General features: G+C 71.0%; 13 protein-coding genes and 1 pseudogene. 4 read left to right on the forward strand and 10 right to left on the reverse strand.

Annotation, left to right across the window (positions count from 1 at the left end; all coding sequences use genetic code 11):
- Positions 1–103: 103 nt before the first annotated feature.
- Complete coding sequence (locus AB0D27_RS37735; RefSeq protein ID WP_362517941.1) at positions 104–2,302, reverse strand: alpha-1,4-glucan--maltose-1-phosphate maltosyltransferase; 2,199 nt, start codon at positions 2,300–2,302, stop codon at positions 104–106.
- Between the two features lie 210 nt (positions 2,303–2,512).
- Complete coding sequence (locus AB0D27_RS37740) at positions 2,513–3,709, reverse strand: S8 family peptidase (RefSeq protein WP_362517944.1); 1,197 nt, start codon at positions 3,707–3,709, stop codon at positions 2,513–2,515.
- 368 nt (positions 3,710–4,077) lie between these two features.
- On the opposite strand from AB0D27_RS37740, the gene glgP reads away from it, so the two are divergent.
- Positions 4,078–6,696: an alpha-glucan family phosphorylase gene (gene glgP, locus AB0D27_RS37745; RefSeq protein WP_362517947.1), complete on the forward strand. Its 2,619-nt coding sequence runs from the start codon at positions 4,078–4,080 to the stop codon at positions 6,694–6,696.
- 10 nt (positions 6,697–6,706) lie between these two features.
- Here glgP and AB0D27_RS37750 read toward each other — a convergent pair whose 3' ends face one another.
- From AB0D27_RS37750 to AB0D27_RS37760, 3 genes are all read right to left on the reverse strand, one after another.
- A complete protein-coding gene (locus AB0D27_RS37750) occupies positions 6,707–7,207 on the reverse strand; it encodes a DUF1990 domain-containing protein (RefSeq protein ID WP_362517951.1) in 501 nt (166 codons plus the stop codon).
- Positions 7,208–7,277: 70 nt separating this feature from the next.
- Positions 7,278–8,939, reverse strand: coding sequence for a M4 family metallopeptidase (locus AB0D27_RS37755; RefSeq protein ID WP_362517954.1), 1,662 nt, complete (start codon positions 8,937–8,939; stop codon positions 7,278–7,280).
- Between the two features lie 301 nt (positions 8,940–9,240).
- Complete coding sequence (locus tag AB0D27_RS37760; protein WP_362517957.1) at positions 9,241–11,286, reverse strand: M4 family metallopeptidase; 2,046 nt, start codon at positions 11,284–11,286, stop codon at positions 9,241–9,243.
- A gap of 345 nt (positions 11,287–11,631) precedes the next feature.
- On the opposite strand from AB0D27_RS37760, the gene AB0D27_RS37765 reads away from it, so the two are divergent.
- The gene (locus tag AB0D27_RS37765) at positions 11,632–12,054 is read left to right on the forward strand and encodes a hypothetical protein (protein WP_362517960.1); all 423 of its coding nucleotides are present in this window, start codon (positions 11,632–11,634) and stop codon (positions 12,052–12,054) included.
- On the opposite strand, the gene AB0D27_RS37770 is transcribed toward AB0D27_RS37765, so the two are convergent.
- Genes AB0D27_RS37770 through AB0D27_RS37785 form a run of 4 tightly spaced genes read right to left on the reverse strand, consistent with a single transcriptional unit; the run spans position 12,051 to position 19,269 of the window.
- On the reverse strand, positions 12,051–13,832 hold the full coding sequence (locus tag AB0D27_RS37770) for an ABC transporter ATP-binding protein (RefSeq protein WP_362517963.1): 1,782 nt from the start codon (positions 13,830–13,832) through the stop codon (positions 12,051–12,053). The genes AB0D27_RS37765 and AB0D27_RS37770 overlap by 4 nt on opposite strands.
- Positions 13,829–15,553, reverse strand: coding sequence for an ABC transporter ATP-binding protein (locus AB0D27_RS37775; protein ID WP_362517965.1), 1,725 nt, complete (start codon positions 15,551–15,553; stop codon positions 13,829–13,831). Before AB0D27_RS37775 ends, AB0D27_RS37770 begins: the two co-directional genes overlap by 4 nt.
- Before the next feature lie 27 nt (positions 15,554–15,580).
- The gene (locus AB0D27_RS37780; RefSeq protein WP_362517967.1) at positions 15,581–17,437 is read right to left on the reverse strand and encodes an ABC transporter ATP-binding protein; all 1,857 of its coding nucleotides are present in this window, start codon (positions 17,435–17,437) and stop codon (positions 15,581–15,583) included.
- Positions 17,434–19,269, reverse strand: a complete 1,836-nt coding sequence (locus AB0D27_RS37785; RefSeq protein ID WP_362517970.1) for an ABC transporter ATP-binding protein — start codon at positions 19,267–19,269, stop codon at positions 17,434–17,436. Before AB0D27_RS37785 ends, AB0D27_RS37780 begins: the two co-directional genes overlap by 4 nt.
- A gap of 183 nt (positions 19,270–19,452) precedes the next feature.
- On the opposite strand from AB0D27_RS37785, the pseudogene AB0D27_RS37790 reads away from it, so the two are divergent.
- Both AB0D27_RS37790 and AB0D27_RS37795 read left to right on the forward strand, forming a co-directional pair.
- A pseudogene (locus AB0D27_RS37790) lies at positions 19,453–20,235 on the forward strand (ABC transporter ATP-binding protein); the annotation flags it as partial.
- 49 nt (positions 20,236–20,284) lie between these two features.
- Positions 20,285–20,857 (forward strand): response regulator transcription factor, encoded by a 573-nt coding sequence (locus AB0D27_RS37795; RefSeq protein WP_362517972.1) that lies wholly within the window; start codon positions 20,285–20,287, stop codon positions 20,855–20,857.
- On the opposite strand, the gene AB0D27_RS37800 is transcribed toward AB0D27_RS37795, so the two are convergent.
- Positions 20,858–22,270, reverse strand: a complete 1,413-nt coding sequence (locus AB0D27_RS37800) for a sulfatase-like hydrolase/transferase (protein WP_362517975.1) — start codon at positions 22,268–22,270, stop codon at positions 20,858–20,860. It lies immediately after the preceding gene.
- Between the last annotated feature and the right edge of the window lie 19 nt (positions 22,271–22,289).

Below are 22,289 nucleotides of genomic sequence, written 5' to 3' on the forward strand. Positions count from 1 at the left end.
GAGCGCACCAGGACCTCGTAGAAGACGGCGCGTTTGAACCACTCCGGGTCGCGGTCCTTGGCCGGGGTGTCCTCGAAAGTATCCGGGACGGGCTCGTTGACGATCATGTTGTGGGTGACCCTCCGATCTGCGGTGAGGACGGTCGCAGGACGGTGCTGTGCTCACCCGGGGAGGCGACATCAGCGGCTTCCGCCGCGCGGCCCCCGGACCCCCGGCCGACAGACAGCACATGAGCGCCGCCTGGGCCCAGTCGCACATAGTTGGCCCTGCCCCAGTTGTAGGTCTCGCCGGTGAGCTCGTCGCGCACCGGCACGGACTCGTGCCAGTCCAGGCCGAGTTGCGGCATGTCCAACGAGACCGTGGCCTCCTGGGTGTGGTGGGGGTCCAGGTTCGCCACCACCACAACCGTGTTCGAACCGCGTGCGTCCCGGTGGGACTTCGAGTAGGCGATCACCGCCTCCTTGTCCGCGTGGTGGAAATGGAGGTCGCGCAGCTGACGCAACGCCGGACTGCGCCGCCTGACCGCGTTGAGCGCGCGCACCAAGGGCGCGATGCTCCGTCCCTCGCGCTCCGCCGCCGCCCAGTCGCGCGGCCGCAGCTGGTACTTCTCGGAGTTCAGATACTCCTCGCTCCCCTCGCGCAGCGGGGTGCTCTCGCAGAGTTCGAAACCGCTGTAGACGCCCCATGTGGGAGAGAGGGTGGCGGCGAGCACCGCCCGCAGCTCGAAGGCCGGACGCCCGCCGTGCTGGAGGAACTCATGCAGGATGTCCGGGGTGTTGACGAAGAAGTTGGGCCGCATGGAGGCGGCCGCCTCGCCCGACAGCTCGGTGAGGTACTCCGTCAGCTCCTCCTTGGTGTTGCGCCAGGTGAAATAGGTGTACGACTGCTGGAAGCCGATCGCCGCGAGCGTGTGCATCATCGCCGGCCGGGTGAACGCCTCGGCCAGGAAGATCACATCGGGGTCGGTGCGGTTGATGTCGGCGAGCACCTGCTCCCAGAACACCACCGGCTTGGTGTGCGGATTGTCGACGCGGAAGATCCGTACGCCGTGGCTCATCCAGTACCGCAGCACCCGCAGCGTCTCCTGGACCAGGCCGGGCATGTCCTTGTCGAAGGCGATCGGGTAGATGTCCTGGTACTTCTTCGGCGGATTCTCGGCGTACGCGATCGTGCCGTCCGGACGGTGGTGGAACCAGTCGGGGTGCTTGTGCACCCAGGGGTGGTCGGGGGAGCACTGGAGCGCGAAGTCGAGGGCGACCTCCAGGCCTTCGCGCGCGGCCCGGCGTACGAACGCGTCGAAGTCGTCGATCGTCCCCAGGTCCGGGTGGACGGCGTCGTGGCCGCCCTCCGGGGAGCCGATCGCCCAGGGCACGCCGACGTCGGCCCGGCCCGCCGAGAGCGTGTTGTTCGGCCCCTTGCGGAACGTGGTGCCGATGGGGTGGATCGGCGGGAGATAGACGACGTCGAAGCCCATCTCGGCGATCGCGGGCAGCCGTTCGGCGGCCGTGCGGAAGGTGCCGTGCGGACGCTCGGGCGTGCCCTGCGAGCGTGGGAAGAACTCGTACCAGGAGCCGTACAGCGCGCGCTCCCGCTCCACCAGCAGCGGCAACGGCTCCGAGGACGTGACGAGCTCGCGCAGCGGATGGCGGGCCAGGATCCTGTCGACCTCGGGGGTGAGAGCGGCGGCGAGGCGGGCCGCGGACGGGCGGCCGGTGTCGCGCAGCGCGTCGACGGCCGCGAGGATCGTGTCCCTGCGGTCCTTGCTCTTCGGCACTGAGGCGGCCGCCCGCTCATGCAGCCGCGCGCCCTCCTCCAGGACCAGTTCGGTGTCCATCCCGGCCGGGATCTTGATCCCCGCGTGGTGCCGCCAGGTGGTGATCGGATCGCTCCACCCCTCCACCGTGTACGTCCAGCGGCCCTCCTTCCCCGCGGACACCGTGGCGCCCCAGCGGTCGGTGCCGGGGGCCAGCTCGCGCATCGGCGTCCAGGGGCCCGCACGGCCGTCCGGATCCCGCAGCACGACATTGGCGGCTACGGCGTCATGGCCCTCGCGGAAGACCGTGGCCGAGACCTCGAACGCCTCATCGACGACCGCCTTAGCCGGGCGGCGTCCGTGGTGCACGATCGGTCGGACATCGAGGACGGGAATGCGCCCGATGGTGGTCGTGGGAATGTCGGGGGTGCTGCCGCCGGGGGCGGCGGAGGGTTTCTCCGCGGCGCGGGAACCGGCGTCGGCGCTGCGTATACGGGGGTTGTCGGGGGTGGTCGTCGGGGGTGGCGACGTGTGGTGCGTGGCGGGCATGACCGCTCCTGTCCGCGTCAACGTGGGTGGGCGGATGAGGGTGTGGGGAGGTGGGGCCTGCGGGGTCTACCGGAGGAGCCTTCCCACCCTATGCGGGTGGGCATTCCGGCACTTTGTTAACTACTCACGCGTATGTCTACACACAAGACCGGCCTCGTCCGGAGTGGGCGAGGCCGATCAGAGTGGCCGGATCACCGGGTTGCGCCAAGGTCAGCCGACCTGCAGCAGTTTGTTCGGCGAACTCAGCCCGGCGCCCGAAATCTTCCCCGAAACCGCCTGTTTCACCAGCGCCTTGGCCACCTGCGCCGGTGTGGCCTTGGTGTGGTCGCCCAGATACAGCGCGGCCGCGCCCGCAACATGCGGACTGGCCATCGACGTACCGGAGAAGGTCGCCTTCCCCGTGTCACTCGCGTACGACGCCGAGGTGATCGCCACGCCGGGCGCGAACAGGTCCAGCGCTGAACCCGTGTTCGAGAAGCTCGCTCGCGCGTCCGCCTTGTCGCTCGCGCCGACCGTGAGGGCCTGGGTGACCCGGGCCGGGGAGTAGAGAGCGGCGGGAAGTCCGTCGTTGCCCGCCGCCACCGTGTACGTCACCCCCGAAGCGATGGAGTTGCGTACGGCGGCGTCCAGCTGGGCGTTGGCGAACCCGCCCAGGCTCAGATTGGCCACGGCCGGTTTCCTCGCGTGCTTCGTGACCCAGTCGATGCCCGCGATGACCTGCGCGGTGGTGCCGGAGCCCGCGTTGTCGAGGACGCGGACCGCGACGACCTTGGCCTTCTTGGCGACGCCGTACTTCGTGCCCACGACGGTGCCGGCGACATGCGTGCCGTGCCCGTTGCCGTCCTGCGCCGTCTTGTCACCCCCGACGAAGTCCCAGCCGTAGCTCGCCCGGCCCCCGAAGTCCTTGTGTGTGACGCGGATACCGGTATCGATGACGTACACCGTCACGCCGGAGCCGGCCGACTCGGGCCACGTGTAGCCCTTGTCGAGCGGCAGGTTCGGCTGGTCGATACGGTCCAGGCCCCACGAGGGAGGGTTCTTCTCGAAGTGGTCGAGCGCCACCCGGGTGTCCTGGGCGACGGAGGCCACGCGGGAGTCCGCCGCGAGCCGCCGGGCCTGTTTCTCGTTGATCTCCACGGCATAGCCGTTGAGGGCCGTGCCGTAGGTGTGGCTGATTCTCGCCCCGTACTTCTCGGCGATGCTCTTTCCCGCCGACGACGGGGCCTTCGTACCCCCCTTGAGTGTCACGATGTAACTCCCGCTGACGGAACCGGGCTCGCCGGCGCCGAGTATCTGCCCCTCGGGGGCGGCCTGCGCGGGCAGGGCGATGGCCGAAAGCACCGCGGTCGTCGTGACCGCGGTGAGACCCGCCGCCCAGCGCAGACGCCTCTCTCTCGTCCGTGCCATGACTTGAGTTCCCCTCCTCAACTCGGCGTACGCCAGGCCGGAGCCGGCCGGCGTGAGCCGGGGCCGGCCGTACGCCACCCGGCGAGCCTCTCGTGCGGGATGAAGCGCCACAAGGCCGCCCAGGAGGGCGGAATCGGCCATATCCGCCCCACCTTTGCGCCTGAACCGGCGCCGCTCTCGCGGACCTGGCTGATCGTCGTCGGGGTGCCTCAATGGATGGTTGCGCGGAGTGGCACGGCGAGAGAGTGAGGCTCCCGCGGATGCGCCGTGTTGCGATGGCACCCCCGCCGCTACCGTCGTGGGTGACGAAGGGCGTACACAGGCGTGCGTCCCTCTGCCGCGTACGTCCTCCGTGAAGGTGGAAGCCCGTGAAGGCCATCCGCAGATTCACCGTACGACCCGTACTCCCCGAAGCCCTTCACCCGCTCAGCGACCTGGCGCGCAACCTCCGCTGGTCCTGGCATGCCGAGACCCGCGACCTCTTCCAGTCCGTCGACCCGGAGCGCTGGGCCGCCTCGGACGGCGATCCGGTACGGCTGCTCGGCAGCGTGTCGGCCGGCCGGCTCGCCGAGCTCACGGAGGACCGTCGATTCCTGCGCCGCCTCGCCGCGGTCGCCGACGACCTGCGTGACTACGTCACCGGCGAGCGCTGGTACCAGGCGCAGACCTCCGAACTCCCCGCCGCCGTCGCCTACTTCTCGCCCGAGTTCGGCATCACGGCCGCGCTGCCGCAGTACTCCGGTGGCCTCGGCATCCTCGCGGGCGACCATCTGAAGGCCGCCAGCGACCTGGGCGTCCCGCTGATCGGCGTGGGGCTGCTCTACCGGCACGGCTACTTCCGTCAGTCCCTGTCCCGCGACGGCTGGCAGCAGGAGCATTATCCCGTGCTGGACCCGAACGAACTCCCGGTGGCGCCCCTGCGCGAGGCCGACGGCACCCCGGCCCAGGTGTCGCTGGCCCTGCCCGGCGGCCGGGCGCTGCGGGCCCGGATCTGGCTGGCCCAGGTCGGCCGGGTCCCGCTGCTCATGCTCGACTCCGACGTCGAGGAGAACGACTTCGGCGAACGCGGGGTGACCGACCGGCTGTACGGCGGCGGCAGCGAGCACCGGCTGCTGCAGGAGATGCTCCTGGGTATAGGAGGGGTGCGCGCGGTACGGACGTACTGCCGGCTCACCGGCCACCCGCAGCCCGAGGTGTTCCACACGAACGAGGGGCACGCGGGCTTCCTCGGCCTGGAGCGCATCGCCGAACTCGCCGACCAGGGGCTGGACTTCGCGGCGTCACTGGAGGCGGTCAGGGCCGGCACCGTCTTCACCACCCACACGCCCGTGCCCGCCGGAATCGACCGCTTCGACCGCGAGCTGGTCGCCCGCCACTTCGGCCCGGACGCCGAACTCCCGCGCATCGACGTGGAACGCATCCTGGGCCTCGGCATGGAGACCTACCCCGGAGGCGAGCCCAACCTCTTCAACATGGCCGTGATGGGGCTGCGCCTCGGACAGCGGGCCAACGGCGTCTCGCTGCTGCACGGCCATGTCAGCCGCGAGATGTTTTCCGGGCTCTGGCCGGGATTCGACCCCGAAGAGGTCCCGATCACGTCGGTGACCAACGGTGTGCACGCGCCGACCTGGGTGGCACCGGAGGTCTTCCGGCTCGGCGCACGGCAGATCGGCGCCCAGCGCACCGAGGACGCGCTGACGGTCGGGGGCTCGGACCGCTGGGACGCGGTGGCCGACATCGCCGACCAGGAGATCTGGGATCTGCGGCGGGTGCTGCGCGAACAGCTGGTCCAGGAGGTACGGCGGCGGCTGCACGCCTCATGGCGCCAGCGCGGCGCCGGTACGGCCGAACTCGGCTGGATCGACGGGGTGCTGGATCCGGACGTGCTGACCATCGGCTTCGCGCGCCGCGTCCCCTCGTACAAGCGGCTGACGCTGATGCTGAGGGACCGCGACCGGCTGATGGACCTCCTCCTGCACCCCGAGCGGCCGGTCCAGATCGTGGTCGCTGGCAAGGCGCACCCCGCCGACGACGGCGGCAAGCGGCTCGTGCAGGAGCTGGTCCGGTTCGCCGACGACCCGCGGGTACGCCACCGGATCGTGTTCCTGCCGGACTACGGGATGGCGATGGCGCAGAAGCTGTATCCGGGCTGCGACATCTGGCTGAACAACCCGCTGCGTCCGCTGGAGGCGTGCGGGACGAGCGGCATGAAGGCGGCCCTCAACGGCTGCCTCAACCTGTCCGTGCTGGACGGCTGGTGGGACGAGTGGTTCCAGCCCGACTTCGGCTGGGCGATCCCGACGGCGGACGGCACGGCGACCGACGACGACCGCCGCGACGACCTCGAGGCCGGCGCCCTCTACGACCTCCTCGAACAGCGCGTCGCCCCCCGCTTCTACGAGCGCGGCCAGGGCGGCCTGCCCGACCGCTGGATCGAGATGGTCCGCCAGACGCTGACCCACCTCGGCCCGAAGGTCCTCGCCGGCCGGATGGTCCGCGAGTACGTCGAGCGGCTGTACACCCCCGCGGCACGCGCCCACCGCTCCCTCACCCCGGACACGGCCCGCGAACTGGCCGACTGGAAGTCGCGCGTCCGCGCCGCCTGGCCGCAGGTCACCGTCGACCATGTCGAGGCCTCCGCCGCCACGGCGACCGCCGAACTCGGCACCACGCTCTCGCTGCGCGTCCGTGTCGGCCTCGGCGACCTCGCCCCCGACGACGTCGAGGTGCAGGCCGTCGCCGGACGTGTCGACGCGGACGACCGCATCGCGGACGCGGTGTGCGTGCCGCTGAAACCGGCGGGCGGCCCGGACCCGGACGGCCGCTGGGCGTACGAGGGGCCGCTGTCCCTGGACCGCACGGGACCCTTCGGCTACACGGTCCGGATCCTGCCCGCGCACCGGTTGCTGGCGTCGAGCGCGGAGGTGGGCCTGGTCGCGGTGCCGTCGCAGGAGATGGGGGAGGAAGCGGGGCTTCTGATGCGGTGAGGCGGACCGTTCAGCTGTCCAGGCCCGCGCACAGGCGGCGCAGCACCTTGCCGCACCGCTGGGCGTAGGCGTGCTGGAGCCCGCGCGTCGCGGCGCCGCCCGCGCGGGCGTACCACTTGGCCGCCCGGCTGAACGCGGTGATGGTGAGCCAGACCGTGCCGTCACCGGTGCGGCTGACCTCGAAGGCCTCCTCACCGCACTCGGGATGACCGGAAAGCGTCCCATAGGCCCAGGCGGTGCGGCGGGGTTCCTCGGCCGTCCAGACCACCCGGCAGGGCGCCTTGATCGGGCCGAGGCCGACCGTGACGTCGACGCCGGGGGCGGCCTTGTCGGCGTCGGCGGTGATGCCGACGCCGAGCGCGCGGTGCATCTCCCAGGTCATCAGGGCCTCGGAGGCGCGCCGGAAGACAGCCTCGCCCTCTCCGATCCGGGAACGGACGTGCAGTCGGTGGAAGCCCGGAGGGCAGCGGTCCTCGCGGGTCGCGCCCACGTCCTCGTACGTGAAGGGCATGGGGACAGCGTAAGGCGGCACCCGGAGTCGCCTTCCCTCCGGGTGCCGCCACGAGCCTGCCGAGCGAGGACTAGCTCACGTTGACCGCGGACCACGCGGCCGCGACCGCCGCGTACTCCGTGCTGCTGGAGCCGTACAGGGCCGCCGCCGCGGAGAGCGTGCCCGTGCGGGCGGCCTTGTAGTTGGTCGTCGACGTGAAGTACGTCGTCAGCGCCTTGTACCAGATCTGCAGGGCCTTGGCGCGGCCGATCCCGGTGACCGTGGAGCTGTTGGACGTCGGGGAGTTGTAGCCGACCCCGTTGATCGTCTTGGCGCCGCTGCCCTCCGAGAGGAGGTAGAAGAAGTGGTTGGCGACACCCGACGAGTAGTGCACGTCGAGGTTGCCGACGGAGGAGGACCAGGAGTCGGCGGAGCCGCCGTCCTTGCTGGGCTTGTCCATGTAGCGCAGCGGGGTGCCGTCGCCGTTGATGTCGATCTTCTCGCCGATGAGGTAGTCACCGGGGTCGGCGGAGTTCGCCGCGTAGAACTCGACGCCGGTGCCGAAGATGTCGGAGGTCGCCTCGTTGAGACCGCCGGACTCGCCGGAGTAGTCCAGGCCCGCGGTGTTGGAGGTGACGCCATGGCTCATCTCGTGACCGGCCACGTCCAGCGAGGTCAGCGGGTGCGTGTTGCTGGTGCCGTCGCCGTACGTCATGCAGAAGCAGCTGTCGTCCCAGAACGCGTTGACGTACGCGTTGCCGTAGTGGACGCGGGAGTAGGCGGCGACGCCGTTGTTCTTGATGCCGCTGCGGCCGAAGGTGTTCTTGTAGAAGTCCCACGTCTCCTGCGCGCCGTACGCGGCGTCGACGGCCGCGGTCTGGTCGGTGGTGGAGCTGGAGGCCGCGCCGGTGCCCCACGTGTCGTCCGCGTCGGTGAACAGGGTGCCCGCGGAGGAGGTGGTGGTGTGCTTCTTGTTGTACGTCTTGTGGCTGCCGCGCGTGCCGTCGGTCAGCTGGTACGTCGAGCCCGACAGGGTGGTGTTGAGGCTGACCGTGCCCGAGTAGAGGCTCTTGCCGGTGCCGGTCTCGATGCCCTGGTACTCGTGGAGCTTCTTGCCGGTGACGGCGTCGGTGATGACGTGCAGCTCGCTCGGGGTGCCGTCGTCCTGGAGGCCGCCGACGACCGTCTCGTAGGCGAGGACCGGCTTGCCGCTGCCCGCCCAGATCACCTTGCGCGGCGCCTGGTCGGCGGAGGTCTTCTCCGAGCCGGCGGACTTGGCGGCGGTCAGAGCCTGCTTCTCGGCCTTGGTGGCGGCGATGGCGGGCTTGAGCGAGGAGACCTTGATGGTGGCCTTCGTCGCCTTGGTGACACCGGCGGTCCTGCCGGCCTTGGTCTCGTGGACGACGAGGTCGCCGCCGAGGACCGGAAGTCCGTTGTACGTGCGCTCGTAACGTGTGTGAACCGTGCCGTCGGCGTCCTTGATGACGTCCTTGACGACGAGCTTCTCCTTGGCGCCGAGGCCTATCTCCTTGGCCGTCTCCGTCGTGGCGGCGTCGGCCTTCTGGATCAGGGCGGTCCGCGCGGCGGCGGACAGCTGTGCCGGTGCGCCGGCGAGGGGTGCCTTCCCTGAGGCGGTGGGGGTGGTCTGGGCGGACGCACCGGTGGTCATACCGGTGGCGAGCAGGGCTCCGGCCGCGACAGCGGTGGCGATGGCCAGAGTGGTGCGCTTGTGACGCGCGTAGAGGGGGGTCACGCAAGCTCCTTATGTGGGGGCGACCGGACGGCGTGGGGTGGCCGAACGGAAGGTGTGAAGTTGCGGTGCGGGTGAGCCGTGCGGTGTGAAGAGTGCCATCTGGGGCGCGTACATGTCAGGAGTCCATAAAGACCTTGGCCGAAAGTCGACCATCGGGTGAACAAATGGGGGGGTGGCCGAGCGGAATCGATCTTCGGCGTGGGGGAGTCGGCTTGGAACCCATGAGCGCAAAGGGGGCGCCGACCCGGGGAGTTGAACCTCCGGGGCGGCGCCCTGTTCTCGTGTGGCCTTCCGCCGCGGTTTACGGGAAGGTCAGTTTCCAGCTGTTGATGTAGCCGGTGTCCTGTGCCGCCTGGTCCTGGACCTTCAACTTCCAGGTGCCGTTGGCGACTTCGGAGGACGCGTTGACCGTGTAGGTCGCGTTCACGTTGTCCGCCGAGTCGGAGGAGCTGAAGTTCTTCAGGCGGTACGTCGAGCCGTCGGGGGCCACCAGATCGATGACCAGGTCACCGCGCCAGGTGTGCACGATGTCGACGGAGACCGCCAGGTTCGACGGGGCGTTGCCGGTACGGCCGGTGACCGCGATCGACGAGGTGACCGCCGCTCCGTTGTCCGGAATCGATACGTCGGTCGTGTTCTCGAACGACGTACCGCCACCGCCGCCACCGCCGGGACGCGAACCGACGTTCACGGCCGCCCACGCGTTCGCCACGGCCGTGTACTCGGCGCTCGTGGTGCCGTACAGCTCACCCGCCGCCGCGAGCGTGCCGGTGCGGGCCGCCGCGTAGTTGGTGGTCGAGGTGAACTTGGTGGTCAGCGCCCGGTACCAGATCTGATCGGCCTTGTCGCGGCCGATCCCGGTGACCGGAAGCCCGTCGGACGTCGGCGAGTTGTAGCTGACGCCGTTGATTACCTTCGCGCCGCTGCCCTCCGACAGCAGGTAGAAGAAGTGGTTGGCGACGCCCGAGGAGTAGTGCACGTCGAGGTTGCCGACGCCCGAGTACCAGGAGTCCGCCGAGCCGCCGTCCTTGCTGGGCTTGTCCATGTAGCGCAGCGGGGTGCCGTCGCCGTTGATGTCGATCTTCTCGCCGATGAGGTAGTCGCCGACGTCGGTCGAGTTGTTGGCGTAGAACTCGACGGAGGTACCGAAGATGTCGGAGGTCGCCTCGTTCAGACCGCCGGACTCACCGCTGTAGTTGAGGCCCGCGGTGGCCGCCGTGACGCCGTGCGACATCTCGTGGCCCGCCACGTCCAGCGAGGTCAGCGGGTCGGCGTTGCCGGACCCGTCGCCGTACGTCATGCAGAAGCAGGTGTCGTCCCAGAACGCGTTGACGTACGCGTTGCCGTAGTGGACGCGCGAGTACGCTCCCACGCCGTTGTTCTTGATGCCGCTGCGGCCGAAGGTGTTCTTGTAGAAGTCCCAGGTCTCCGCGGCGCCGTAGTGCGCGTCGGCGCCGGCGGTCGCGGCGTTCGACGTGGTGCCGTTGCCCCAGGTGTCGTTGGTCTGCGAGAACAGCGTGCCGGTGCCGGACGACCCGTGGTTCAGGTTGTACGTCTTGTGGCCGCCGCGCGCGCCGTCGGTCAGTGTGAAGTTGGAGCCCGACTGCGTGGTCGTCAGGGACACCTGGCCGCTGTACTGGGTGTTGCCTATGCCGGTCTTGATGCCCTGGTACTCGAAGAGCTTCTTGCCGGTGGCCGCGTCGGTGATGACGTGCAGCTGGTTGGGGGTGCCGTCGTCCTGGAGGCCGCCGACGACCGTCTCGTAGGCGAGGACCGGCTTGCCGCTGCCCGCCCAGATCACCTTGCGGGGCGCGCGGTCCGCGTCGGTCTTCTTGGAACCGGCGGCCTTGGCGGCGGTGAGAGCCTGCTGCTCCGCCTTGGAGGCGGCGATCGCGGGCTTGAGCGTGGCGACCTTGAGGGTGGCCTTCGTCGCCTTGTAGACGTGCTCGGTCTTGCCGGACTTGGCGGTGTCGACCACCAAGTCGCCCCCGAGCACCGGGAGTCCGTCGTACGTCCGCTCGTAGCGGGTGTGGACGGTGCCGTCGTGGTCCTTGATGATGTCGCGGGCGACGAGGCTCTCCTTGGCGCCGAGGCCCAGGTCCTTGGCGGTGTCCGCCTTGGCGGCGTTGGCGTCGCGTATCAGCTCGGCGCGCTGCGAGGGCGTGAGCTTCACGGCGACGGCGCCCGGGTTGACCTTGCCCGCCCGAGGTGCCTTCTCCGGGGCGGCGCTCGCGGCGCCCGACTGGACGGCCGCGGCCAGCAGGGCGGAGACGCCGATGAGGGCGACACCCGCGACGCGGCGCTTGGTGATGTGGGAGGTGCGTCTGTGGGAGTGACTGCTACTCAACACTGACTCCTTCTGCGTGGCCGCGGGTCGCACGGCCAGGGGAGACCGGACGATGGGTGACCCGTCCGGGCAGAACAGGGCGGTACGCGGAACCATGTGCAGGGGTCGTACGGCACTCACGCAGCGGGTGCAGCTATGGGGTTGCTGTGGAGTTGCCGTGGGAAGAGTGGCAGGAGATTGCGCTGTCTGTCAGGAGCGCGTCAGGAACTTGGCCGGAAATAGTTCGTTGTCCGGTTGGCCATGTTCGGTAAACGAACTGTCTGCGAGACCGTGAGCCGATCTTCCGCCGTGCGTACGGGAAAATTCGCTCCACGGACACGCACGGGCCGCGCTTAGCCTGACGCCATGACGCATGACGTGGGTTTCCGGGTGGGCGATGTGCTGTCGGTCGCCTGTCCGTTCACCGAGACCCGGGTGGAGGGCCTGGCGTGGGACTACCTCACCGGCTACGACATCCATCCGGACGACGGCATACCGTTCACCTTCGACCTGCTGTTCCGGCCGTTCGCGTTCCTCCGGCCCGGCGACGAGGTCGCCGACGCCGCGGGGCGGGCCTGGCGATTCGACGGCCCCTGGGACTGGCACGCCTTCGACGGCGCGGCTGCCCCCGAAGGCCCCGAGTGGCCACTGACGCTGCTGACCCGCGCCGGGGCACCGTGCGTCCCGGAAGCCGCGGCGGCAGTGGCGGGTGCCACGACGACCGGTTCCCACCAGGAGACCCTCCGGCACTGGACCCGCCTCACCGACGCCACCCCCACCCCGCCCTAGGAGACGCCCCGCCCCTCGCCGTGCCACGAATGCCACAGCGCCGCGTACGCCCCGTCGGCGGCCACCAGCTCGTCGTGCGGGCCGAGTTCGGTCAGCCGGCCGTCCTCCATCACGGCCACCCGGTCCGCGTCGTGCGCGGTGTGCAGGCGGTGCGCGATGGCGATGACGGTGCGTCCCTCGAGTACGGCGGCCAGCGCGCGTTCCGTGTGGCGGGCGGTCGTCGGATCGAGGAGCGCCGTGGCCTCGTCGAGGATCAGCGTGTGCGGGTCGGCGAGGACCACCCGGGCCAGCGCGAGTTGCTGGGCCCGCGAGCCGTCCACGAGGGGGGTCCCCCCTGGTCGAGCGCAGCCGAGGGCTTCGGGGCCCAGCTCGGTGTCCAGCCCCTCCGGCAGCTCCTCGGCCCAGTCCTCGGCGCCGACCGCCGCGAGCGCAGCCCACAACTCGGCGTCCGTGGCGGCGGGTTCGGCGATCAGCAGGTTGTCGCGGACCGTGCCGAGGAACACGTGGTGCTCCTGGGTGACGAGGACGACCTGCCGGCGCAGCTGCTCGGGATCGAGGGCGACGATGGGCACCCGTCCGACCGTCACCGTGCCGGCGCCCGGCGCGTCGACGCCCGCCAGCAGCCTGCTGAGCGTGGTCTTCCCGGCCCCGGAGGGACCGACGACGGCCAGCCGTTCCCCGGGCCGCACCGTCAGGTCGACCCCACGCAGCACCTCGCCGCCGCGGTCGTAGGAGTAGCGCACCCCCCTCACGTCGATCCGGTCGTCCACCGGGGCCGGGGCGCCGGACACGACGGCCCGCGGGGCCCGGCCGAGGCCCTCCACCCGCGCGAACGAGGCGCTGCTGCTCTGCAGTTGCTCGACCTGGTTCAGTATCTGGTCGAGCGGCTCGCCGAGCTGGCGCACATACAGCGCCGCGGCGACCACGGCACCCAGGCTCATCGCCCCCCGGGCGTGCAGCGCGCCGCCTACCAGCAGCACTCCGACCACCGGAACGACGTACGAGATCTCCACGGCCGGGAAGAACACGCTGCGCAGGAAGAGGGTGTACATCCGCTTTTGGCGGGATGTCTCCAGCGCGTCCCGGCTCGCGGTGACCCGGCGCTCCTGGAGCGCGAAGGCCTCGACCGTGCGGGCGCCGGACGCGGTGGCGGCGAGGATCTCGGCGACGTCCGAAGTGGCGGCGCCCTCGGCGAGATAGCCGGCGCGCGCCCGGCGCAGATACCAGCGCAGGGCGAACCAGATGCCGGCCAGGCCGGCCACGGTGCAGCCGCCGAGCAGCGGGTCGATGACGAAGACCGCGACGAGGATGAACAGGGCCTGCGCGCAGGAGATGAGCAGCTCGGGTCCCGCGTCGCGCAGCGTGTTGCCCACCACGGTGACGTCGGCGGTGCCGCGTGCGGTCAGATCGCCGGTGCCCGCCCGCTCCACCACCGAGGCGGGCAGCGTCAGCGTCCGCTCCACGAACTCCTCCCGCACCCGCGCCAGCGTCCGCTCTCCGAAGCGGTGCCCCACATACCGGGCCCAGCGCGCCAGCAGCAGCTGCGCCAGCGAGCACACCAGAATGACGAACGCCAGCCGGTCCACGGCGTCCACACCGCTGCCGGCCCGCACGTCGTCGATGATCCGGCCGAGCAGCCACGGCGCGGCCAGACCGGCCCCGGCGGCCAGCGCGTTGAGGCCGAGCACGGCGGCGAAGGCCCTCCCGTCCGCCCGGATCAGCCGTCCCGTCGCCCGGCGCACCTCGGCGGGCTCGGCGATCGGCAGTTGCGTGCTCATCGCACGGCCTCCTCGGCGTCGAGGGCGTCCATCTCGCGGGCCACCAGCGCGCGGTAGCCGGGCTCCGAGGCGAGGAGTTCGCGATGGGTTCCCATGGCGGCGGCCTTGCCGTCGACGAGGAAGTACACGGTGTCCGCCCGGTCCAGCAGGAGCGGCGAGGTGGAGGTGACGACGGTCGTACGGCCCTCGCGGGCGGCGCGCAGCCGGGTGGCGACGGCGGCCTCGGTGTGGGCGTCGAGCGCCGAGGTGGGCTCGACGGCGAGCAGCACCTCGGGATCGGCCAGCAGCGCCCGCACCAGGCGTACCCGCTGCCGCTGGCCGCCCGAGAGACTGCGGCCCTGCGCGTCGACGGCCGAGTCGAGGCCGTCCGGCAGCCCGAGGACGATGTCGTCGGCCACGGCCGCGTGCACGGCCCGGGTGACGGCCTTGTCGTCATGGTCCCGGCGTCCGCCGACCAGCGCGCGCAGGGTGCCCGCGAACAGGTCGGCCTCGTTGTCCGCGACCAGGATCCGTTCGCGCACCTGCGCCAGGGCGATCTCGTCGAGCCGTACGCCGCCCCAGGTCACCGCCGATTCCGTGTACCGGCCGAGGCGGTCGACCAGGGCCCCTGAGTCGGCAGGGCGTCCGCCGACCAGCGCGGTCAGCCGGCCGGGCACCACCCGGACCCCGGACTCCGGGTCGTGCAGCACCGCCGGGGACGAGGGCGCGTCCACCGCGTCGGGCCGGCCGGTGACGGGCTCCAGCGTCAGGAACCGTACGACGCGCCGGGCGGCGACCACGCCCCGGCTGAGCTGGTAGCCGCAGTCGATGAAGAAGTACACCGGCATGACGAGGACCGCGACATAGCCGTACACGGACACCAACTGGCCGACAGTGATGTCTCCTTGGGCGGCCAGCCGGGCCGCGAGCCAGGTCACCACGGCGAGGAACAGGGTCGGCAGCCCCATGCCCAGCGCCTGGATCCAGCTCGTCACCGACCCGACCCGGTAGCCCTGTTCCCGCAGCTCCCGCGAGTCCCGGCGGAAACGGTCGGCGAACAGCCCCTTGCCGCCGAGGCCGTTGAGGACGCGCAGGCCGCCCGCGAGGTCGGCGATCCGGGCACTCAGCACCCCCTGCCGCTCGCGGTACCCCGTCTCCGTGCCCTGCAGCCGCCCCATCAGCGGGCCGACGAGGATGGCGATCAGCGGCACCCCGAGCAGAATCACCACGGACAGCTGGAGAGAGACCGACAGCAGCAGCGCGGCCACCACCGCGTACGTGATGACCGCTGCCAAGCCGGGCCCGACGACGGTCAGAGACGTACTGATCGTCTGGACGTCGCCGACGCCGATGGTCACGACCTCACCGGCCCCGGTCTGGCGTGACAGCGCGGCACCCAGCCGGACCGACTGCCCCACCACGACCTTGACCGTACGGAAGTTGGCGTCCATCCGGAGCTTGGTCATGGTGCGGTGCCGCACCACGCCCAGCCAGGCGTTGAACACCCCGGCGCCCAGCACGGCGGCACTCCAGCCCGCCAGCGCCGCCTGGTCGCCCGGCTCCAGCCCCTCGTCGATCGCCCGCGACAGCAGATACGGCGTCAGCGCCATCAGCGCCATCCACACGCTCGCCACCACCGCGCCGGCCACGGACCGGCCCGGCTGTCTGCGGACCAGCCACCACAGGTAGTGCCACCCGCCACGACAGTCCGGCGTCCCCGGATCCTCGTACGCGTCGATCATCCGCCCCCCTCTCCCCTTGGTCCGCCGCTATACGAGGCTGTCGCGCCACGCCCGGTGCAGGTCCGCGAACCTGCCGGTGCCCGCGACGAGTTCGGCGGGCGTGCCGTCCTCGACGATCCTTCCGTGCTCCATCACCAGCACGCGGTCGGCGATCTCCACCGTCGACAGCCGGTGTGCGATGACCACCGCCGTACGGCCGCGCAGGACCGTCGACATGGCGCGCTGCACGGCCCGCTCGCCGGGAATGTCCAGGGAGCTGGTCGCCTCGTCGAGGATCAGGACCGCCGGGTCGGCGAGCAGCGCCCGGGCGAAGGCGACCAGTTGGCGCTGGCCGGCCGAGATACGGCCACCCCGTTTGCGTACGTCCGTGTCGTAGCCGTCGGGCAGGGCGCTGATGAAGTCGTGCGCGCCGATCGCCTTCGCGGCCCGCTCGATCTCCTCGCGGGACGCGTCGGGGCGGCCGATCGCGATGTTCTCGGCGACCGTGCCGGAGAACAGGAACGCCTCCTGGGTCACCATGACGACCCCGCGTCGCAGTTCGGGCACGGACAGGTCGCGCAGATCGACGCCGTCGAGGAGGACCCGGCCGTCCGAGGGGTCGTAGAAGCGGGCCAGCAGCTTGGCGAGCGTCGACTTGCCGGCGCCCGTCGAGCCGACGACGGCCACCGTCTGCCCTGCGGGCAGCGTGAGCGAGAAGGTGGGCAGCACCTCACCGCCCGTGCGGTACGCGAAGCGGACCTCGTCGAAGGCGACCTGGCGGCCCGGATGCTCGGAGGCGAGCGCGGGCAGCTGCCGGGGCGCCGAGGGCTCCGGCACGGTGGGCGTCTGGGCCAGCAGGCCCGCGATCTTCTCCAGCGAGGCCGCCGCGGACTGGTAGGAGTTGAGGAACATGCCCAGCCGGTCGATCGGGTCGTACAGGCGGCGCAGATACAGGACCGCGGCGGCCAGCACACCCAGCGCCAGCGAGCCCGAGGCCACCCGGTAGGCGCCCCACAGCACGATCCCGGCGACCGCCGTGCCCGCGACCAGGCGGGAGCCGACGACATAGCGGGCCATCTCCAGCAGGGCGTCGCCGTTCGTCTTCTCGTGACGCTGGTTGAGCACCCGGAAGTCCGCATCGTTGGCGGCCTCCCGGCGGAAGGCGCGCACCGGGCGGATGCCGTTCATCGTCTCCGCGAACTTCACGATCACGGCGGCGATCGCGGTCGAACGCAGGGCGAAGATCTTGCCCGCGCGGTGCTGGTAGAGGCGGATGAGGAGATACAGCGGCACGAAGGAGACCACCGCGACCGCGCCCAGACCGAGGTCCAGCCAGAGCAGCATCGCCGAGATGTAGACGAACGACAGGATGACCGTGACCAGCTCCTGCAGACCCTCGCTGAGCAGTTCGCGCAGTGACTCGACGTCCGTGGTGGAGCGGGAGATCAGCCGGCCCGAGGTGTAGCGCTCGTGGAAGTCGATGCTCAGCGCCTGCGCGTGGCGGAAGATCCGGCCGCGCAGATCGAGCAGCACGTCCTGGTTGACCCGGGCCGAGGCGATGATGAACGCGTACTGGAGCCCTCCGGACGCCACCGAGCAGAGCAGATAGGCGACGCCGACGGCGATCAGCGGACCGTGGTCATCCAGCCGCAACGCCGGTACGGCCCGGTCGATGGCGTACGCGACGAGCAGCGGGCCCGCCTGCACCGCGGCCTGCTGGAGCAACAGCAGAACGGTGGTCACGACCACGCGGGTCCTGAGCGGGGCGAGCAGGGAGCGCAGGAGCGTCGCGGTCGCGCCCGGGGGAGTGGGCAGCGTGTCCCGGTCGAAGGGGTCCTTGTACCGCTCGGGTTCCGGGGCCGGCTGTTCCTTGTTCGGCGCGGTGCTCGTGGGCGCCGCCGTCATCGTTCGTCCTCCTCTGCACCCGACATCAGGTGGGCGTACTCGGGGTTCGTGCGCAGCAGTTCGTGATGGGTGCCGACCGCGGCGATTCGGCCGCCGGACAGCAGGGCCACCCGGTCGGCGAGCAGGACCGTGGACGGGCGGTGCGCCACGATCAGGGCGGTCGTCTCCGCCAGCACGCGGCGCAGCGCGGCCTCGACCGCGGCCTCCGTGTGGACGTCCAGCGCCGACAGGGGGTCGTCGAGCACCAGGAAGCGGGGGCGGCCGACGACGGCCCGCGCCAGCGCGAGGCGTTGGCGTTGTCCGCCGGACAGGCTCAGGCCCTGCTCCCCGACCTGGGTTGCCGTGCCCTGCGGCAGGGCGTGCGCGAAGTCGGCCTGGGCGACGGCGAGGGCACGGTCCAGCTCGGCCTGGCCGGCGGTGTCCTCCGCGCCCATCAGCACGTTCTCGCCGACGGTCGCCGAGAACAGGGTGGGCTCCTCGAAGGCGACGGCGACGAGTTCGCGCAGCTCCTCGCGGGGCATCGCGGTGATGTCCCGGCCGTCCAGCGTGATCCGGCCGGACGTCACCTCGTGCAGGCGGGGGACGAGTGCGGTGAGCGTGGTCTTGCCGGTGCCGGTCGCGCCGACCAGGGCCATGCTCTCGCCGGGGCGGATGTGGAGGTCGATGCGTTCGAGGACGGAGGTGGCGTCGGCGGGGGCGTCGGGGTAGCGGAACTGGACGGAGTGGAACCGAAGTCCACTGTCCGTGACGGCTTCGCCGCCTTTGGATGTCTCCGTCTCCGGCTCCGCGTCCATCACCTCGAAGTACCGCTCCGTCGCCGTCGCCGCCTCCTGGCTCATCGCGAGGAGGAAGCCGATGGAGTCGATGGGCCAGCGCAGTGCGAGGGCCGTCGACAGGAAGGCGACCAGCGTGCCGGCGGAGAGACGGCCGTCGGCGACCTGGCACGTGCCGAGGACGAGGGCGGCGCCGATCGCGAGCTCGGGAAGGGTGACGATGACGGCCCAGATGGAGGCGAGCAGACGGGCCTTGACGAGTTCCGTGCCGCGCAGGCTCCCGGAGAGTTCGCGGAAGGCGCGGGCCTGGCTGCGATGGCGTCCGAAGCCCTTGATGATGCGGATGCCGAGCACGCTCTCCTCGACGACCGTCGTCAGGTCGCCGACCTGGTCCTGCGCCCGCCGCGCCACCTCCGAGTAGCGCCGCTCGAAGAGCCAGCAGACGATCACGACGGGGACGGCGGGAGCGAGGAGCACCAGCCCGAGCGTCCATTCCTGGGCCAGCATGATGGCCACGCCCACGAGGATCGTCACACCGTTGACCAGCAGGAAGGTCAGCGGGAAGGCCAGGAACATACGCAGCAGCATCAGGTCGGTGGTGCCCCGGGACAACAGCTGACCGGAGGCCCAGCGGTCGTGGAAGGCGACCGGGAGCCGCTGGAGATGCCGGAACAGACCGGCCCGCATCTCCGCCTCGACGCCCGCCAGCGGCCGTGCCACCAGCCAGCGCCGCAGCCCGAACAGCACGGCCTCGGCGAGCCCGAGCAGCAGCAGATACAGCGCCCCGAGCCAGACGCCCGCCGGATCGTGGCCGGCCACCGGACCGTCCACCATCCACTTCAGGACGAGCGGGATCACCAGCCCCGTACAGGAGGCGACCACCGCGATGAACGCCGCGGTGAACAGCCGCACCCGCACCGGCCGCACGTACGGCCAAAGGCGCAGCAGGCTGCGAACGGTCGAACGGTCGGCGCGGTGCACGCGCTCGGCCCTGTCTCGGGTTCCGGCGCGGTCCTCGGTTCCGGCGCGGTCCTTGGTCACTGCATCTGTGGTGGGCATCACGGGCGAGCCTACGGTTCGGCACTGACAGCGCCCACCGAGTTTTGGCCGGACCTGAAACGTTCGAGGACCCTTGGACCGGGGCGTTCGAGGGGTCGTACCGCCGCATCAACCGATCGGCTGATGCCGCTTCGAGCGCGATGGACGATGTGCCGCCCGCCGCCTCACGGGGACCCTCGGACCATGTCAGTCATCGAAGTCAGCGGACTGCGCACGTCCTACGGCGACCGGGCCGTCGTCGACGGCGTCTCCTTCGCCGTCGAGGAGGGCGAGATCTTCGGGATCCTCGGCCCGAACGGCGCCGGCAAGACCACCACCGTCGAGTGCGTCGAGGGCCTGCGCGTCCCCGACGCGGGCCGGGTCCGGGTCACCGGCCTCGACCCCGTGGCCGACCACGCGCGCGTGGCCCGCATCCTCGGCGCCCAACTCCAGCAGAGCGAACTGCAGCCCAAGCTCACCGTCCGTGAGGCCCTGGAGCTGTACGCCGCCTTCTGTCCATGTCCCCTGGACTGGGGCCCGCTTGCCGAGCGCCTGGGGCTCACCCCCAAGCTGACCACCCGGTTCGCGAAGCTCTCCGGCGGCCAGAAGCAGCGCCTGTTCATCGCGCTCGCCCTGATCGGCAACCCTCGGATCGTCGTCCTCGACGAGCTCACCACCGGCCTGGACCCGCGCGCCCGCCGCGACACCCGGCAGCTCATCGAGGACGTCCGCGCGAGCGGTGTCACCGTCCTCCTCGTCACCCACTTCATGGAGGAGGCACAGCGACTGTGCGACCGGATCGCCGTGATCGACCAGGGCCGGGTGGCCGCCCTGGACACCCCGGCCGGACTGATCCGGCGCTCGGCAGGGGCCACCGTCATCACCTTCACGCCGTCCGCACCGCTCGACGAGCGTGACCTGAACGCGCTCCCCGCCCTCGCCTCGATCGAGCATAAGGACGGCCGCCTCACGCTCTCCGGCACCGACCCTGCTGATCGTCGACGATCACCCCGTCGTACGCGACGGTCTGCGCGGCATGTTCGAGTCCGCGCCCGGCTTCCGCGTCCTCGGCGAGGCGTCGAACGGCGTCGAGGCGCTGGAGCAGGCCGCCGCCCTCGACCCCGACGTGATCCTCATGGACCTGCGCATGCCGGGCGGCGGCGGGGCGGACGCGATCGCCGAGCTGACCCGGCGCGGCGCCCGCGCCCAGATCCTCGTGCTGACCACGTACGACACCGACTCCGACACCCTGCCCGCGATCGAGGCGGGTGCCACGGGCTATCTGCTGAAGGACGCCCCGCGCGACGAACTCTTCACCGCCGTCCGGGCGGCGGCGGAAGGCCGCACCGTGCTCTCCCCGGCCGTCGCCTCCCGCCTGGTCTCCGCGGTCCGTGCTCCCCGGCCGCCGGGCAACGAGCCCCTCTCCGCACGGGAGCGCGAGGTGCTCGCCCTGGTCGCCAAGGGGACGTCCAACCGCGAGATCGCCCGTGAACTGTTCATCAGCGAGGCGACCGTGAAGACCCATCTCACCCATCTGTACGCCAAGTTGGGCGTCAACGACCGCGCGGCGGCGGTGGCGACGGGGTACGAGCGGGGCATCCTCGGCTGATCAGGCCGCCGGGTACGGCAGCAGCCCGCCCGCGGTCCTCTCCCACGACCCCTTCAGCTCGGCGAGCAACTCAGGCCTGTCCGGCGCGAGATCGGCCTGCTCGCGGGCGTCGGCGGCCAGGTGGTAGAGGTGGTCCTTGCCGGCGGCGTCCCGGTAGTACTTCCAGTCGCCGCGCCTGAGCGCCCGGTTGGCCCGTACCCGCCAGAACAGGTCCCGCTCCGGCAGTTCCTCGCCCCGCAGCAGATAGCCGGCCAGGCTGGTCCCGTCCAGCGGATACGCCGGATCGGGGCGTGCGCCTCCCACCTCCAGCAGGGTCGCCGTCCAGTCGGGGGAGAAGTTCGGCTCGTGGCTGACCTGGCCGGGGTCGATCCGGTGCGGCCAGCGCACGATCGTCGGCACTCGGATACCGCCCTCCTGGAGCACGAACTTCTCGCCGCTGAGCGGCCACAGATACGACCAGCGCTCGCCGCCGTTGTCGCTGGCGAACAACACCAGCGTGTGCTCCTCCTGTCCGGCGCGGCGCAGCGCCCGCAGCACCTCGCCGACGGCCGCGTCGAGGCTCTCCACCATCTCGGTGTACTTCGCGACCGAGCCGCCGTCGTAGTGGTTGAGCGCGGCGGTGATCTCCGCCTGGCTCTTGGCTGCCCGGATCTTCGCCGCGATCTCGGCGCCGGTCTCCTCGTCGCCCTCCGCCAGCCAAGGCCAGTGCGGCGTGGTGAAGTTGAGGTTGAGCAGCCAGGGCTTGTCGTGGTTCCGGCCGACGTACTCCACGGCCCGCTCGGTCAGGACCTCCGTGTAGTAGCGCAGGTCCTTGTAGGTCGCGTCCCCCTCGTACAGGTCGTAGTCGCCGAGCTGGCCGAGCTTGGAGAAGTACTCCAGTACGCCCCCGTGGTTGCCGAAGAACTCCTCCCAGCCCGACTTGGTGGGGCTGTAGTCGGGCAGCCAGCCGCAGTGCCACTTGCCGATCAGCGCGGTCGAATAGCCGGCCTTCCTCAAGAGGGAGGCGAGCGTGGGATGGCTGGGATCCAGACCCTGCGTCCTGTTGGCGATGGGCTCGGCGAGCCCGCCCTTCGTACGGCCCGGATAGCGCCCGGTGTACAGGCTGAACCGGGTCGGCGAGCAGGTCGCCGACCCCGAGTACGCGTCCGTGAAGCGCACCCCCTGCCGGGCCAGTCGGTCCAGGTGCGGCGTCTTGATGTGCGGCGCGCCGTACGAGGAGAGATCGGCCCAGCCGAGGTCGTCACCCAGGATGACCAGGAGGTTGGGGCGCCGCGCTGAGCCGGCGGATGCGGTACGGGCCTGGAACGGGCGCTCGGCGGTGGCCGCCTCGGCGGCGCCGGCCGTACCGGCGACAGCGGTGACAGCACCGCCACCGATCAGGCCGCCGAAGACCCGACGGGATATTTCGGACATGCGGGTTCCTCAGAACAGA

This window comes from Streptomyces sp. NPDC048415 (assembly GCF_040651675.1).
In the GTDB taxonomy this organism is placed as follows: domain Bacteria; phylum Actinomycetota; class Actinomycetes; order Streptomycetales; family Streptomycetaceae; genus Streptomyces.

Coding starts and splice junctions, on each gene's coding strand:
- AB0D27_RS37775 (WP_362517965.1), bottom strand. CDS start 15,553: ATGATCGACGCGTACGAGGATCCGGGGACGCCGGACTGTCGTGGCGGG.
- AB0D27_RS37750 (WP_362517951.1), bottom strand. CDS start 7,207: ATGCCCTTCACGTACGAGGACGTGGGCGCGACCCGCGAGGACCGCTGC.
- AB0D27_RS37770 (WP_362517963.1), bottom strand. CDS start 13,832: ATGAGCACGCAACTGCCGATCGCCGAGCCCGCCGAGGTGCGCCGGGCG.
- AB0D27_RS37800 (WP_362517975.1), bottom strand. CDS start 22,270: ATGTCCGAAATATCCCGTCGGGTCTTCGGCGGCCTGATCGGTGGCGGT.
- AB0D27_RS37740 (WP_362517944.1), bottom strand. CDS start 3,709: ATGGCACGGACGAGAGAGAGGCGTCTGCGCTGGGCGGCGGGTCTCACC.
- AB0D27_RS37780 (WP_362517967.1), bottom strand. CDS start 17,437: ATGACGGCGGCGCCCACGAGCACCGCGCCGAACAAGGAACAGCCGGCC.
- AB0D27_RS37785 (WP_362517970.1), bottom strand. CDS start 19,269: ATGCCCACCACAGATGCAGTGACCAAGGACCGCGCCGGAACCGAGGAC.
- AB0D27_RS37795 (WP_362517972.1), top strand. CDS start 20,285: ATGTTCGAGTCCGCGCCCGGCTTCCGCGTCCTCGGCGAGGCGTCGAAC.
- AB0D27_RS37765 (WP_362517960.1), top strand. CDS start 11,632: ATGACGCATGACGTGGGTTTCCGGGTGGGCGATGTGCTGTCGGTCGCC.
- AB0D27_RS37735 (WP_362517941.1), bottom strand. CDS start 2,302: ATGCCCGCCACGCACCACACGTCGCCACCCCCGACGACCACCCCCGAC.